Source organism: Halalkalibacter wakoensis JCM 9140 (assembly GCF_000513095.1).
Lineage (GTDB): Bacteria > Bacillota > Bacilli > Bacillales > Bacillaceae_D > Halalkalibacter > Halalkalibacter wakoensis.
This window is the reverse complement of sequence record NZ_BAUT01000002.1, coordinates 109,722-125,648: the sequence shown is the minus strand read 5'-3', so window position 1 is coordinate 125,648 and position 15,927 is coordinate 109,722. Positions and strand designations below refer to the sequence as shown.

Annotated in this window: 14 protein-coding genes and 2 pseudogenes; 5 read left to right on the top strand and 11 right to left on the bottom strand. The window is 36.8% G+C overall.

The window, feature by feature from the left end:
* Positions 1–5 precede the first annotated feature (5 nt).
* Together JCM9140_RS02045 and helD are read right to left on the bottom strand one after the other, a co-directional pair.
* Positions 6–835, bottom strand: a pseudogene (locus JCM9140_RS02045) (aldo/keto reductase).
* Between the two features lie 69 nt (positions 836–904).
* Positions 905–3,199: an RNA polymerase recycling motor HelD gene (gene helD, locus JCM9140_RS02040; RefSeq protein WP_034741624.1), complete on the bottom strand. Its 2,295-nt coding sequence runs from the start codon at positions 3,197–3,199 to the stop codon at positions 905–907.
* 149 nt (positions 3,200–3,348) lie between these two features.
* Here helD and JCM9140_RS02035 point away from each other — a divergent pair, with 149 nt between their 5' ends.
* The gene (locus tag JCM9140_RS02035; protein ID WP_034741621.1) at positions 3,349–3,603 is read left to right on the top strand and encodes a hypothetical protein; all 255 of its coding nucleotides are present in this window, start codon (positions 3,349–3,351) and stop codon (positions 3,601–3,603) included.
* A gap of 59 nt (positions 3,604–3,662) precedes the next feature.
* Here JCM9140_RS02035 and JCM9140_RS02030 read toward each other — a convergent pair whose 3' ends face one another.
* The 8 genes and pseudogenes from JCM9140_RS02030 to JCM9140_RS01995 form a co-directional block, all read right to left on the bottom strand.
* The gene (locus JCM9140_RS02030; RefSeq protein ID WP_034741618.1) at positions 3,663–4,274 is read right to left on the bottom strand and encodes an alpha/beta hydrolase; all 612 of its coding nucleotides are present in this window, start codon (positions 4,272–4,274) and stop codon (positions 3,663–3,665) included.
* Between the two features lie 5 nt (positions 4,275–4,279).
* On the bottom strand, positions 4,280–5,263 hold the full coding sequence (locus JCM9140_RS02025) for a ring-cleaving dioxygenase (RefSeq protein ID WP_034741615.1): 984 nt from the start codon (positions 5,261–5,263) through the stop codon (positions 4,280–4,282).
* A gap of 16 nt (positions 5,264–5,279) precedes the next feature.
* On the bottom strand, positions 5,280–5,723 hold the full coding sequence (locus tag JCM9140_RS02020) for a MarR family winged helix-turn-helix transcriptional regulator (RefSeq protein ID WP_235715251.1): 444 nt from the start codon (positions 5,721–5,723) through the stop codon (positions 5,280–5,282).
* 210 nt (positions 5,724–5,933) lie between these two features.
* A complete protein-coding gene (locus JCM9140_RS02015) occupies positions 5,934–6,722 on the bottom strand; it encodes an HAD family hydrolase (protein ID WP_034741610.1) in 789 nt (262 codons plus the stop codon).
* A gap of 83 nt (positions 6,723–6,805) precedes the next feature.
* Complete coding sequence (locus JCM9140_RS02010; RefSeq protein ID WP_034741607.1) at positions 6,806–8,755, bottom strand: ATP-dependent DNA helicase; 1,950 nt, start codon at positions 8,753–8,755, stop codon at positions 6,806–6,808.
* Between the two features lie 116 nt (positions 8,756–8,871).
* On the bottom strand, positions 8,872–9,135 hold the full coding sequence (locus JCM9140_RS02005; protein WP_034741605.1) for a YciI family protein: 264 nt from the start codon (positions 9,133–9,135) through the stop codon (positions 8,872–8,874).
* A 17-nt stretch (positions 9,136–9,152) separates the two neighbouring features.
* Positions 9,153–9,586: pseudogene (locus JCM9140_RS02000) on the bottom strand (CBS domain-containing protein).
* 132 nt (positions 9,587–9,718) lie between these two features.
* Positions 9,719–9,973 (bottom strand): hypothetical protein, encoded by a 255-nt coding sequence (locus JCM9140_RS01995; protein WP_034741602.1) that lies wholly within the window; start codon positions 9,971–9,973, stop codon positions 9,719–9,721.
* 179 nt (positions 9,974–10,152) lie between these two features.
* Between JCM9140_RS01995 and JCM9140_RS01990 the strand changes: the two genes are divergently transcribed.
* The 4 genes from JCM9140_RS01990 (at position 10,153) to JCM9140_RS01975 (ending at position 14,657) form a co-directional block, all read left to right on the top strand.
* A complete protein-coding gene (locus JCM9140_RS01990; RefSeq protein WP_034741600.1) occupies positions 10,153–10,845 on the top strand; it encodes a response regulator transcription factor in 693 nt (230 codons plus the stop codon).
* Entirely contained in the window at positions 10,830–12,281 is a 1,452-nt protein-coding gene (locus tag JCM9140_RS01985) for a sensor histidine kinase (RefSeq protein ID WP_052002002.1), read from the top strand. Before JCM9140_RS01990 ends, JCM9140_RS01985 begins: the two co-directional genes overlap by 16 nt.
* A 289-nt stretch (positions 12,282–12,570) precedes the next feature.
* A complete protein-coding gene (locus JCM9140_RS01980; RefSeq protein ID WP_034741597.1) occupies positions 12,571–13,554 on the top strand; it encodes a phosphatase PAP2 family protein in 984 nt (327 codons plus the stop codon).
* Positions 13,551–14,657, top strand: a complete 1,107-nt coding sequence (locus JCM9140_RS01975; RefSeq protein WP_052002001.1) for an acyltransferase family protein — start codon at positions 13,551–13,553, stop codon at positions 14,655–14,657. Before JCM9140_RS01980 ends, JCM9140_RS01975 begins: the two co-directional genes overlap by 4 nt.
* 23 nt (positions 14,658–14,680) lie before the next feature.
* Here JCM9140_RS01975 and JCM9140_RS01970 read toward each other — a convergent pair whose 3' ends face one another.
* Positions 14,681–15,781, bottom strand: coding sequence for a branched-chain amino acid aminotransferase (locus tag JCM9140_RS01970; RefSeq protein WP_052002009.1), 1,101 nt, complete (start codon positions 15,779–15,781; stop codon positions 14,681–14,683).
* Between the last annotated feature and the right edge of the window lie 146 nt (positions 15,782–15,927).

Below are 15,927 nucleotides of genomic sequence, written 5' to 3'. Positions count from 1 at the left end.
GGTAATTAAAAATTAAAATTATCAGGATCTGGTCCTACTCGTTCGTTTTTATTTAACGAATTGATTGCGTGCATATCTTCCTCAGATAAGACAAAATCATAGATATTCGCATTATCGACAATTCTTTGTTCTTTTACTGACTTCGGAATGGTTACCACTTCATTTTGTATATCCCAGCGTAAAATAACTTGGCAGGTGATTTTCCATATTTCTCTGCAATACCCTTTATCGTTTCATCCTGCAATAGCTCTCCCTGTTTAAGTGGAGACCAAGCTTCTAATTGAATTCCTTGCTCTCTGCAAAAAGCTTTTAGTTCAACTTGAGCTAAATGCGGATGATATTCTACTTGATTGACCATTGGTTTAATCTCAGCATCTTTTAATAAATCCTCTAAATGACGAATATGGAAATTGCTTACCCCAATCGCTTTAATACGACCAGCTTTATATAGAGTTTCAAGAGCTTTCCACGTATCTTTGTATTTACCGGCAGTAGGCCAATGAATTAAATACAAATCTAAATAATCAAGTCCTAGCTTCTGGAGGCTTGTTTCAAATGCTTGGAGTGTCGTATCATACCCTTGGTCTGCATTCCAAACCTTTGACGTAATGAACAATTCACCTCGGTCAACTCCAGATTCTTTAATAGCCTGCCCTACGCCTTCTTCATTTTGGTAAATGGCAGCTGTATCAATACTTTTGTAGCCAGCTTTAATAGCTGCACGTACCGCATTTACAACTTCTTGTCCATTTTCTGCCTTATATACCCCTAAACCAAACCATGGCATTTTCACTCCGTTATGTAATGTGACCGTTGATTGTAAATTGAGAGTCATCTAAAAACCTCCTAATATGTGATCATTAACATTATTGATGATTCGGCTCAAAAAAGAAAGTGAAAAGCTTTACATTCTTTCTTGAAACGTTTCTTTAGATACATTGGATAATAAAGGACTTTTCTCCTCCACATAGAAAACATCCAATGAATGCATAGCTCGTGTACAAATGGTATAAAGTAGTTTTCGTTCACTTTCCTTATTATAGGTTGATCGTGAAGCATCATATACTACGACAGCGTCAAATTCGACTCCTTTTGCTAAGTAGGACGGGATGATTAAAATGGATGATTCATATCCAGTTGAATGTTTCGTCATAAGACGAACGTCTAGATGATGATAAATCGCCTCATACAATGATTTGCTTTCCGCTGCAGTTTTGCAAATAATGGCAACCGTACCAAACGATCTTCTCAAATGTTTAACGCGCTCAATGACGTTTTCATTCATTTGCTTTTTTGTTTGTGCCTTCCAAAGTAATGGCTTTTCTCCTTCTCGGTTAAATGGCTCAATATCAGCTAGAATAATTTTTTTCGCAAAATTAATAATTTGTCTCGTTGAGCGGTAGCTTTGTGTTAATTCATATTTTTCGACCTCCCCATCATCATACAACGATTGAAGAGCTGAGAAACTACTTTCTTTCGAATGTGCATAAATTGACTGATTTTTATCGCCCAATACCGTCATTTTTGCTCTCGGAAACATATTTTTAATAAAAGCAAACTGAAAAGGGGAATAATCTTGAGCTTCGTCTATGAACACATGCCGTATCTTAGCATTCACTTGAAATCCTTCGAGTTTGCCTTTCACATACAAATAAGGAGTTGCATCTTCATATGGAAACAAACCTTCATTTATTTTTTTTATGGATTGTTCATAAAGGTTAGCTGGCAAGATCTCTTGCATTAATTGTTTATAGACCGTTAACATATCTAAAAAATAAAGATTTGAAACAGCACTTTTTATTTTCTTACATTTTCTTTTCACAACAAGAGCTCGCAATAATTGCTGTTCTCGATCATATTCATAAAAATGGTCTGAGTCTTTCTTCATCTCATTTTGAACTTTTTGATGAACTTTTAAAAGGATTTCGTTATCAAGTAGTTCTACTTCCTTATCAACCCATTCTTTTTCTCTCTCTTCGATTTCCAACTTCCTTATTTTTTTTAGGAGCATCTCACTGACCATTTGCAAACGATTTGGAATCGATATCGAATCATCAATTTCATAGAAATATTCGTAAATGGTTTCCTTCTCTACGAACGTTTCCCCTTGAAAAATTAAATCTCGAAACACCAATCCCTCATTTTCTAGCTTGCTTAGATAATGATCCATTTGTTCCATGTAATATAAGGACGACTTCATCTTAATTGTTTCTACTTGCTGTTCGTACAATTCGTCATTTGAAGAGGATAAAATGTACTCCATTTGATGAAATGGATCTTCTAACGTCCACTCATCACCTAATCGGTATTCTAAGTAAGATTGAAACGTTGTTTGCTGCATATTGTCTTCACCAAGTTCCGGGAGAACGGTAGAGACATAACTATTAAATAAAGGGTTTGGTGAGAACAATACAATTTGATCGGCACTCAAAGTATTTCGGAATCGATACAACAAATAAGCAACTCGTTGCAAAGCTGCTGACGTTTTCCCACTTCCGGCAACACCTTGGACAATGAGCAAGCGCCCCCGATCGTTTCGGATGATTTGATTCTGCTCTTTCTGAATCGTCCCAACAATGTTTTTCATTTGAGTATCCGATTGACCGCCTAACACCTCTTGAAGCATTTCATCTCCAATTGTGATCCCTGTGTTAAACATATGCTCAATGGTTCCTTGACGAATAATGTACTGTTTCTTAACCTCTATTTCACCTGAAATAGCTCCAGACGGCGTCTCATACGTTCCTGGTCCCGGTCCATAATCATAATACAAATTTGAGATTGGTGCTCGCCAATCGTATACGTAAAAATCCACACCATCGTTGTCAACAAATGATGATGTTCCGATATACACCTTTTCTATTTCTGATTCCCCATTTTCTAAAAAATCAATTCGACCAAAGTAAGGAGAATCTTTTAGCTTATGTAAATGTTTCAGTTGCTTAAGATCATGTTGATGGCTTCTTTCCCGTTCTGACATAAGCTCAGCTTGCTGCTTAATACTAGCATGTGTTTCGGCAGCTTCATCGGCATTTTCAAAATTAACGGTAACATCCTCCCAAAAGTTCTTCCGTATATCTACAACCTCTTCCTTGGTTGTACCTAATTTCTCCTGTAAGGTGAGTTCTCTCTTTTTCACTTCCTCTATTATAAAATTCACTCTTTGTTGCTCTTCTTGCCATTCTGAATTACGAGACATCGGTTCACTCCTCACACTTTAATAAGCCTATTAGCTGGTATATACCTATTTCCATATTGATATGCATAGATCCTTCTTTTCACTTCGTATGAAAAGCTTGTTTTTGACGTACATTATGACTAGTCATCCGGATAGTAAAGGAGAAGATTATGGAGTCAGAAGAGTATATTGAGGATTGTATTTATCGTGCACAACATGTGATTGACCGAGCTTTAACAGAACTCATGGAAGTAAAAATGATTCGAGAAAATGATCCTACAGAGTATGCGTTCGTTCAAAAAGAGTTAGGAGAGATCCAAGATGAGGTTGACAAACTTGTTGACGAAGGTCGTCATCATGAACGATTAAAAGACACTCAGAAGAGACTTAATGAGGTACGTGAAATTATGATAAGAGGAATTTGAGCGAATGACTTAATTCGGTTGTTCTTTTGTCAAATAGACTAAAGAACAACCCGAATTTATTATCCACGGTACGTTTGATCAAACCACTCTTTTGCTTTTTCAACTTCTTCCCTAACAAGTTGATGCCCACCATCAACCCAAAATTCGCTCACTTTCGCATTGGCTTTTTCTAGGTCTTTGACTAATTCTTTTGTTTCTTCTAAAGGAATAAGTGGATCACGTTTCCCTGCCCCAATAAACACAGATGTGTCTGATAAGTTTGGAAGGTCGACACCACGTCGAGGTACCATTGCATGAAATAAGATTCCACCTTTTAACGATCTTTGATGATGGTACATCATGCTAGCAGCAATATTAGCACCATTTGAATACCCAATCGCCACAACATTGCTTCTGTCAAAACCATACGTGTCTGCACTTTCCGTAACAAATTCATTTAATTCATTTGTACGAAAAACCAAATCTTCTTCATCGAAAACCCCTTCAGCTAAACGACGAAAAAACCGTGGCATCCCGTTTTCTAAAATATTTCCTCTCACACTCAAGATGCTAGCATCTTGAGCAATCATATTAGCAAGAGGAATTAAATCTTGCTCATTTCCACCCGTTCCATGCAACAACAATAACGTTGGTAAATTCTTATTTGAACCTTCTTTGTAAATATGTTTCATTGTATTTATTCTCCTTTTGTCTGTAGAGGTTTTATTTTCGCTTCAATTTCAGCACGTTGATCCTCGAAATAGGGTGGCAAAGCAAGCCTTTCACCTAATTGTTCGAAGGGTTCATCACCCTCAAATCCAGGACCATCTGTTGCAAGCTCGAATAATATGCCATTAGGCTCACGAAAATAAAGAGAACGAAAATAATACCTCTCAACAAACCCCGAATTAGGAACTCGAATTTCTTTAAGATAAGTTACCCATTTCCTCATCTCTTCTTCCGTTTCTACTCTAAATGCAACATGATGGACACTTCCACGACCAGGGCGCTCCCTCGGTAGATCCGTACGTTCCTCTAAGTGGACTTCAGCACCTGTTCCTCCTTCTCCTGTCTCAAATACACGTATAGACGGCTGGCCTTCGACAACCGATGGATACGAATCTTTTTCACGATACTTCATGACATCGGTTAAGATTTTTGCCGTGAGTTCGGATTTCGGAACCGTTAAATGAATAGGACCTAAACCAATAATCCCAAATTCAACAGGAACGGGGCTCTGATCCCACGGTTTTCCACCTGAAACTCCATCATTGTTTTTATCTGAAACAAACTCTAGTCGTTGACCTTCAAAGTCTTGAAAAGAAAGCACATTTCGTCCGTATTTTGACTTAATTCCTTCATGCTCTACTTCAAACTGTTCCAACCGTTCTTTCCAGTAAGTTAAAGCCTTATCATTTCGGACTCTTAAAGAAGTAAGGGAAATGCTATTATTCCCTTTATAAGTCGTTCCTGCATGAGGGATTTCAAAAAAAGTTAAATCGGTTCCAGGGTTTCCTCTCTCATCTGCATAAAATAAATGATACATAGAGGTATCATCTTGATTAACCGTTTTTTTGACAAGTCGAAGACCAAGCACTTTCGTATAAAAACGATAATTTTCCGACGCATTAGCTGTAATGGCTGACACATGATGTTGCCCTAATAAAGGTTTCACGCCCATTCTCTCACTCCTTTTGTTATTCGCTAACTTGATCTAATTTTTTTAATAAAGAAAGTAGCTGTTTTTGTTCATGATAATCTAGCTTTGCAAATTGAGCAGCTTGAAATCGTTCTTGTTTAGGCACGACATCTTGAAACAACTGTTCTCCTTTAGGCGTTAAGGTGATTCTCTTTACGCGCCACTCTTGTTTCCGCTCAACTAGCTCTAGCTTCTCCAATTTCACAAGCATTTGTGTAATATTGCCTTTGCTTACGAACAACTTTTCTGCAAGCTCCTGCTGTGAAATGGGTTGATGGACTCCAATTTGTGCAAGTAAATCAAATTGAGCAATTGTTAATCCCCAGCTTTTTACATGTTGATTTGATTTTCGGTTGCTTTCATTATAAAACCTTGCTAGACGAAACCAAAGCAATAATCCTAGGCGAACTTCTTGTTTTCCAAGCGTCTCGTTTTCAGCCAAACGCATGCACTCCTTTATGTTACCCTATCAGTTTATAACTAAACCGATAACTTGTAAACGGTTTTTAACTAACTTTTTTAAAGTGATGTTTTGTAACTGTTCTTTTTGATGGATGATGACACCTCACATCATCTAATGTAACCAAGAAACTCCATTTATTTCGATTAGAAACAAAATAAGAAAAGAGGGCGACACAATGCGCCCTCTTTCTTATTTATTTAATTCAGTTAAAATATCGTACAATTCCTCTAAGTTTGTAATCTCATAAGTAGGAACCACTTCATTACGTTCCTTGTGATGACGATTAATCCAAACCGATTTCATCCCAACACGGGAAGAACCTAGAATATCCGTCATTAAGTTGTCTCCAACCATAATAGCCTCGTCTTTTGTTAATTCCATTTTTTCTAAAGCATGCTCGAAGATTGTTGGATCAGGCTTTCCACGACCAAATGCGCCAGAAATGATAATCTGATCAAAATACGGGACAAGTTCTGGTGTTATGTCCAGCTTTGTATTTTGTAAATCAGGCGAGCCATTTGTTAGGAGCAATAGTCGATACTTTTCCTTTAACTGATCCAATACGCGAAAGGATTCATCATAAACGAAAGGATGGTTACGACGTTCTACTGGAAACCGCTCTGCTAATTCATGGCCAAAATCAGGATCATCAATACCGAGAGCTAGTAGCCCTTTAGTCCAAGCGTCCTTCCGATATGTTGGGACGATTTCTTTCATTTTTCTAAAATGGTCATCCTCATCTAAGAAATTGCCCCATAACCCTTCAAAAGGATTAATCCCAATCATTTTTGTAAACTCATACGTCTCATAGCCAGCGTACAACTCACTTGCTTCTTTACGAACAGCTTCCTCTAGTTCATCTGAATTTAAGTTGTACTTCTCAGCTGCTAGCTTACAAGTTGCTTCAAATGCCTTTTTTACACTGCGTTGGTCCCAAAGCAGCGTGTCATCGAGATCAAAAAAGATTGCTTTAATCATGTATGAATCCTCTCCCGCCAATAATGTATGTATTCACTTACTAGATTACCGAACTCGTCCATATAAGTAAATACCATCTATTATTAGCGCTTTGCTTTTAGTTCCACACCAGCTGGGAGCACTTCTTTAACACGGCTCAGCAAATCACTGTTATCATATAATTGTTGATCGAAAATCGTAACAATCCCCTTGTCTTCATGTGTGCGGATTAATCGTCCAATTCCTTGACGTAACCGTAGCAGCATGTGGGGAATATCAACCGAATCAAACGAATGATCACTCGCTTTTCGTTTTGCTTCAAAAACAGGATCGTTTGGAGGAAAAGGAAGTGACCAAATAATCACATTTGCTAGAGATTCTCCTGGAATATCAAGACCTTCCCATAAGCTAACTGCACATAAAACCGTCTCTATTTGTTCCTGGAAAATGGAAATAAGCTGACTAATTTCCTGATCTCCTTCAAATAGAATGTTCCACTTTGAAAAATCTGAATCATTATGGACAAGATCTTTAAATTGCAAAAGCTCTTCTTCGCTCGTAAATAATAGCAAAGCTCGTCCATTTGTCTCTTCAAGAAGCCATTTAGTATGCTCAATCTTCTCTTCTATTTTATGAACAACTGGGGCAAACAACTCCATTTGCTCACGATAATCAAAAGGAGACTCCACAGAGAACGATGCATATTCTTCAATTCCTAAACTATTAGCTAGATAATCAAAAGACTCATTTGTCGATAAGGTAGCAGAGGTAAAAAGGAACGGGAGCTTTTTAGAAAACACTTTTTCTTTTAATACCTCTTCAACAAGACGTGGCATAATAACAAGCGTTATACCAAATTCACTTTCTTCCACCCACGAAATAGCATTGTCAACACCAACAAAAATCTTTAACGCATGATGAATCATATCCAGATGCTCTTCAACAATTTTTAATTGATATTGATCAATCGTATACATTTCACTTTCAAATACGATCTCATCTTCAAGCTTGGCAATCAATTGCGTCATTCGAGTTGCTTCTTCTAAAACCTCTGAAGTAAACACTAGTTCTTTACGGTTTGACCCTTCTACCTTTTTTGAATGATCACGGAGAACATAAGAAAAATGAAGACTTTGAGAAATCAGTTCATCCACAAGAACAGCAAACTCTTCTCTTACGTCATTTTCCAAAAGACGCGTGAGCAGTTCTTCCATCACGTCATGACGCATTTTATACGTTAATGCTTTTTGAGCTGCTACTTCGAGCAAGTGACCTTCATCAAAAATCACGGTACTCGCTTCAGGTAAAAGAGGCAATTGTCCTTCTCGAATTCTAGAATCATATGTCCACACATGTTCCATATAGAAATCATGTGAGCAGATTAACAAATCGGTTGATTTCCGGTAATGCTCACGCGATAATGTTTGTCCACAGCGATGACGCTTGTCACAGACAAAACAATCTTGAAAGGAGTCCCAACCGACTTTATTCCATTCCTCATTCGTTAAATGCGGATATTCTTTTCGATCTCCATAATGATGAAACGATTGTAAGGTCTCATTTGCATGAACAAAGGAAGGAAGTTCGACGTGAATTTCATCATAAAGTTCATCATAATCATCTTTGGCTCGTTCTTGATCAAGCTTTTGCAAACATAGGTATTGTTCCTTTGATTTCGCTAATCTCGCATCAATATTAAGCCCCAAGATTTTTGATAATTTATCAATATCTCCTCCTTTTTTAACTAATTGTTCAATAAGAGACTCATCCGCACATGCGATTATAGCAGGTTTTCTCATATATCTTGCATAGCATAATGCATACAAAAGATAGACAATCGTCTTTCCCGTCCCGACTCCAGCTTCTGCAAACATAATTTTCTTATCGATGAAAGCTTTTTCTACTTGAAACGCCATATAAACTTGTTCATCACGAAGCTCTAATCCAGCTTCAGGCAATATATCGTAAAAAACATCACCAACCCATTCATTTAAACGCTCAAAAAATGGTTGGCTTCTGTCATAGGCAAATGGCAACTGATTATTCGTTTTCAAAAAAAGGCCTCCGATTCATAAAAAAGTTCAATAGATTATTATCTACGAGAATAAATCATTTGTCAAAATTTCAAAAAAAGAAAAGGCAACCAGGCTATCTGGTTACCTTACGCTTTTTACGATTGAACCATACCCCATTCATGCAATTGTAAAGTTCTAACACCTTGAATCACATATGGGTCAGCTTCAGCTAATTTTTTCGCTTCCTCAAAAGAATCTGCTTTGTAAATTACTAGTCCGCCGGCACCATCAACAAAAGGTCCTTTCGCAAAAATGTTTCCATTAGCTTCAAGTTGCTCTAAATAGGCTAAGTGCTCAGCACGATATGTAGCATTTAATTCAGGATTTTTCATTAATAAAATAGCTGCAAAGTATGACATTCTAATAGGTCCCCTTTTCAATTCACAAGATTATCTTCTTGATCATTTTCTTTTTCAACTAAGTTGGCATAATATTCAATAATTTCTCGTCTTCTAATGATCCCAATAAAAATTCCATGGTCATCGACTACAGGAATAAAGTTCTGTGAGATCGCTAATGTGAGAAGGTCCGTCATCTTCGAATTAATTCGAACGGGCTTATTTTTCATTTTTCTTTGAATTTCCTTTAACTGTATTTGCTCAGCAAGTTCGAGTGTAAAGGAATCAGTGTATTTGATTTGCCATAATAAGTCACCTTCTGTTAAGGTGCCAACATATTTCCCGTGTCGATCAATGATAGGACCGCAGAGTACTTGTGAAATTCCATTTTTTCTAACGCTTGTCTCATGGTTGAATCCAAATCTAAAAAAGCCACTTCTGCTTTTGGTACTAAGAAAAATGAGATATTCATAGACGTCTTCCCTTTCAAGAACAGTAATCAAATCTATTATACTAGATTTCTGTTCAATTTACCAAAACGGCTTTTTAAGACAATGCCCTATATAGTCGCACTTAAAGAAAAAGCAACGCAAAATTGCGCTGCTTACACTAGTAGACGTTCATAAACTCCATTTAATTGTTGCAGTCGTTCTTCATCTTGCTCATTTTTAGCATAATCCAATTCGTATTGCAAAATTAAATTCAAGATAGTGGCTTCATTGTCCTCCAGGTCGTTTACAAACTCATCTTCGTCTTTATACTGTTTCGTTTCGAGCTTATGATAAATTCGTTGGCAAATTGGATGGTCCTCTAGATGATTTGATAAAGATTCACGGAGATACGCTAAATTTGAGTCCATTTTTTTTCATCCTCTCTTTTTCACTAACTCATAAGTATTAGGATGTCAAATCACTGCTAAAACCATGCACTCTTTTGATTAAACGACATAAGTAAAAAACCTCTTCCTCATATCCTTTATTCTATTCCAACTGTTTCGAACATAAAGATGATTATGATCCTAACTAGGAGGGCACCCATTTGGCAAAATCAAAAGTGCTAGTAGCAGATGACGACCCGAATGTATGCGAGATCATTCGCCTTTATTTTCAAGAAAATAATTTTGACGTAATTGAAGCCAATAATGGCAGACAAGCATTAACATTGTTTGCTTCTGATAAACCCGACATTATCTTATTAGATATTATGATGCCTGATATAGATGGATATGAGGTTTGTAGAGAAATCAGAAAAAAAGCCGATATCCCCATTATTATGCTGTCTGCAAAAGCAGAAGAAGTTGACCGTGTTCTTGGCCTTGAAATCGGAGCAGACGACTATGTCACAAAGCCTTTTAGTCCAAGAGAAATTCTTGCCCGCATTAAAGCCATATTTCGCCGAACCTCCGTTCAACCTTCAAATGGCCAAGAAGAATTGTATCACTTTCAAGACTTTGACATGAATGTAAACCGTCGGGAAGTCATCGTAAAGGGGAACAACCTTTTTTTAAGACCTAAAGAGTTTGATTTGCTTGTTTATTTAGTTCGACATTCCCAAACAGTTGTGACGCGTGAACAATTGCTTGAACATGTTTGGGGTTACGATTACATCGGTGATATTCGAACTGTTGATGTTCATATTAAACGAATTCGATCCGAGTTTGACCAATTTGATATTGGCTGCATTAAAACAGTGTGGGGGGTAGGTTATCAATTTCAATGTTCAAAAAATTAATGAGGTGGCTGAATCAAAGTTTATTTAGACGGTTGCTTTTTAGCTTTTTCACCATCTTTATTTTAGGAATAGCCTTAATAGGGATCCAAATTTCCATCTCAACAACAGATTACTTAACAAATCAACAAAGGCAAGAAATGTTACGCCAAGCACGAAATGTGAATGCAACGATTCAGAGTACAGAGGAGAGGACAGCAAACATAACTCAGACAATTGAAAACTTAGGTCAATTTTCTTCTTATAATATTTGGTTAATGAATGAATCTGGTGAAATTGTTGCAGCTTCTTCTGGCGATATGATGATTGGAGAGCTTATTCATGATTCATTAATGGAGGACCTTCTCCGAGGGCAAAACAGCATTCAAGTTATGCAGATTGATGAAGAAGAAAGACCCATGTTGTCTGTTGCTGTTCCTTGGTATGATGACGACGAGATTCGCGGTGGAATTATTCTTCATTCTCCAATAGCTGGTATTAAATCCACCGTTCGAAACATTCGTGAAATCGTCCTTTGGGCCATTTTAGGCGGTCTCATCATTGTTGGTCTTTCAGTCTCTTATTTATCTTGGACGATTTCCAAACCTTTGCGAAGGGTGGAAGAAGCAGCTAACGAAATTGCCTTAGGTAATTACCAAAAAAGAGTATCTCATCATTTACCAGATGAAGTCGGTGAATTAGTAAAGTCTTTTAACCGTATGACTGAAAAATTGGATCAGATTGAAAAAGAACGTGATTCATTAGAACAAAAACGCAACGATTTCATAGCAAATATCTCCCACGAACTCAGAACTCCCTTAACTGCGATGAAAGGGTTTCTTGAAGCATTGCAAGATGGCTTAGTTAAAGACCCTGAATCTCAGCAAAAATACTTCAACATCATGTATAGGGAAACTGAGTATCTAAACCATTTAGTGAATGACCTAATGGATTTGATTAAATTAGAGAAAAATGAAGTTTCTCTTGATTTATATGACATTCATATCAGAGAAGTAATAGACGTTGTTGTCTATAATTTAAAACCATCGATTAAAGAAAAAGAAAACAAAATTCATATTCACTGTGACAAAGATGTCCCTCTTATATTAGCTGATTCACTTCGATTAGAACAAATTTTTAAAAACATCATTCACAATGCCAATAAGTTTACCGAAAACGGATCCATCGCCATATGTATAACCCTCGAACAAAACGAGGTACTCGTTTCCATCACTGATAACGGCATTGGAATTCCGTCTCATGATTTGGCACGTATATGGGATCGATTTTTTAAAGTAGACCGAGTTCGAACGAAAAAAGGACGAGGTACTGGACTTGGGTTAGCCATCGTAAAAGAGTTAGTCAATCTTCATAATGGTACGATAACAGCAAGTAGTCAATTAGGAGAAGGAACTACATTCACTGTCAAGTTCCCCGTTCATCGTTATCCAAAACTTTGAAGAAACATACATTAATGAAGGAACTAAAGGATGATTTTATCCTTTAGTTCCTTTTTATGGTTATTTTCACATACGTTGTAGTTTTTTCTGGTAGTTAAAGAGGACGAGTTTGTTCCATTGACTTCAGCTTTAGCTTTCGGAGGTACTTGAATAAGGATCATTCATAGCAACATTCTTTACAAAAACCACTCTTTATATTTAATAGTTTTTTAATATTTTTCTAAAAGTTTGCTCACATTCATTCGTTACAATAATAAACACTTACAAGACTAAACTCTAGGTGATGATGATGATAAAAAATGGTCAAGATCTTTCGCTTAAAACAATCTTTCTACTGTTATTATCGTTAACTGGTCTCATTTGGTTTTTGCCACACGTTCCCCAGCATCCAATTTGGGAACGTTTACAGTTCTTTTTAATTTTGCTGTTTCCGATTATCCTCTCCTATAAATATTTTTATTTCAAAAAGCCTTTAATTAAACAGTCCCTTGTTTATTTAGGCTTTTACATCGTACTGAGCTTAACTACATTTGTCATTCACATTTGGCAATTACAATGGGAGATTGCCAATCCAAATGGATTGTTTGAGTTCAAAGTGTATATCGATCCATTGTTAGCAAGTATCCCATTTAATGATGGCATGTGGTTGTGGGAGTTATCGACGCCTTCGCTTGATCGTTTTTTTGTTTATATTTATATACACGGTTTTGTATTTTGTATTCTTGGATTATGCCTTTATTATTTGGTGACAGGTCAGCCACGCAAAATACTGCTTGCCATGTTTGCCGGCCACTTTTTGCAATATCTTTTGATCCTTCCCTTTCACTTTTGGGTGGATGGTCATCAAGTATGGTATATTCAGAACCTTTGGTATGGAACGAATTATATTGATCCATTATTAGGCTATCGAACTGTTACTGAACCGATCATTCCAAGTTTAAATCACGTTTTTCCAAGTATGCACACCTCGATAGCAATAGTTACCATTTTACTAGCATTACGTGAAAAATCTAAGATGATTAAATATTTTTATACGATTTTAAATATTGGGATTATCTTTTCAACGGTGTATCTAGGGATCCATTGGGTTATTGACTTAGTTGGTGGAGCGTTATTTGGCTATCTCGTCCTTAAGGTAGCTGATAAGATTATGGATGTTGATTGGAAAGAGACATGGTCGGCTGTTGAACAAAAAACGCTCACTTACTTGGAAAAAGATCAACTACCTATGCCAAATAGCCCCATTAGGTATTTTTGGTGGGATGATCAATGAAACAAACGAATACAGTAAATGAAATTTTTTTATTACGGAGCATTGCCTGTTTAAGCATTGTTCTATTACATTCAATTGGGCTAGGACTCAACTCGAGTGAAACACAAATGTACATGGTCACACTACTCGACTCTTTGCACTTGATTTTATACTTTGGGACACCGCTCTTTATCTTTATTTCACAATTTCTAATTTCTTACTCTTATAAAGATAAGGAGCTTCCTCCTTCTTTCTTAAAAAAACGATTTTTGTTTATTTTCTTGCCGTTTTTAAGTATGGCTCTTTTTTATTCACTCCCCTATGCGACCACAGTTTTAGATTGGGGGCAAAAACTATTTTTAAATGCTATAGTGGGCGATTTTCATGGTTACTTTATTTTGATCTTGTTTCAATTTTATTTGTTGCATGCCTTTTTCTCGCACCATCTAACTACATTTAAACCAAAACATGTCCTTGTTACAGCGTTTTTCATAAACTTCATCTACCTAGCCATTTTCAACTTTGGTTCTCCACCACAGTCATGGCCATTTTCAACATATATTTGGGAGCGATTTTACTGGGTACCAATGCCCGGATGGATCTTTTACTATTTCTTAGGCTATTATTGCGGACGAAATTATGAATGGTTTCGTAAGTGGTTGCAAGAAAATAGAAGGTTTATCTTATTAGCACCATTTATAACTACAGGTATATTGTTATTTGCTTATCATAGTGAATTACTAGTCGTTCATAGCTCAAAGCGAATTGACTTGCTTTTCCATACTACTGCCATTTGTTTCTTACTGTTTTACCTCGCACAAAAGATAAGGAAGCTTCCTTTTTTCTTTAAATGGATTAGCAAATATTCGTTTGGTATTTATTTGGTGCACATGTTTTATCTATCGGTCCTAAACATTCTGAATGAATCCGTTGCTCTTCCACAAAACGCAATGTATGTCTTCTTCTTATTTAGTTTCAGTACGCTATTGTCCATTGCGACTATTCATTATCTATCAAAATGGAAGTATAGTATCTACATCATTGGAAAACTTCCAGATCATGAAAAAAGAAAGCCAGTCATTCTAGAAAATCCTAGAGAACATAAAAAGGCGTCTTCTCACTAAGAGAATTTACGCCTTTTTTCCAATTATTTCACTTCGACAGTCCAGTTGTATGGGTCCTCGATTTCCCCTGTTTGAATGCCAGTTAGTGTATCATACAGACGTTGCGACAAATCTCCAATTTGCCCATCATTGAAGATCATTTTTTTCTCTCCCCAATTCAATTCACCGACCGGAGAAATAACAGCCGCTGTTCCTGTTCCAAATGCCTCTTCCACTTGGCCTTTTGAATAGGCGTCGTACAGTTCCTCAAGGGAGATTTTCCTTTCTTTTACTGGAACATTCCAATCTTTTAATACTTCAATGATGGACTTTCTCGTAATACCTTCTAGAATACTTCCATTTAATTCTGGTGTAATCACTTCTCCATTGACTTTAAAGAAAACATTCATGCTTCCTACTTCTTCGATGTATTTCTTCTCTACTCCATCTAACCAAAGAACCTGGGAATACCCTTCTTTCGTGGCTTTTTCTTGAGCTTTGTATGCTGCAGCATAGTTCCCAGCGGTTTTAGCGCGACCTGTACCACCGCGAACAGCCCTTGTATATTCTTCTTCAACATGAATACGAACTGGCTGAATTCCCTCTTTATAATAAGAACCAACCGGAGATAAAATGATGATAAATTGATATGTTTGAGAAGGAGCCAAACTTAAATTGGGTTCTGTAGCAATCACAAACGGACGTATGTATAGAGAGTTTCCTTCTTTCGTTGGAACCCAGTCCTTCTCTACTTCAAGCAACTCCTTTAAACAATCAAGTGCTAAGTTTTGGTCAATTTCAGGGATGCTTAATCGTTCACTCGATAAATTTAGTCTTTTAAAATTTTCTTCAGGACGAAATAATAAAATTCGATCCTCTTTCGTTCGATATGCTTTTAACCCTTCAAATACGGTTTGTCCATAATGAAAGATCATCGCAGCTGGGTCAAGAGTAATCGGTTCATATGGAACGATTCGTGGATCAAACCAGCCCTTCCCTGTCTCATAGTCCATCACAAACATATGATCTGTGAAATGCTTTCCAAAAGCAATTTGATCTGCATTCGGTTTCGGTTTTTTTACACTGTTTTCCAAAAAGTGAACAGTTGTCGTCACAAGCAAACACCCCTTTGTTGAATTTGGCATCATATGTAATAATTGTAAATAGTTCAACGCGAGAATACAAGAACTACTTAACTGACAAGAGTGTTTTCGAGAGATTTACTGTGAAGTTGAAGCGAAAGGTTTTAAAAAAAAAGAGTGCGACAATTAGGAAGTTGCAAAAAGAAAAC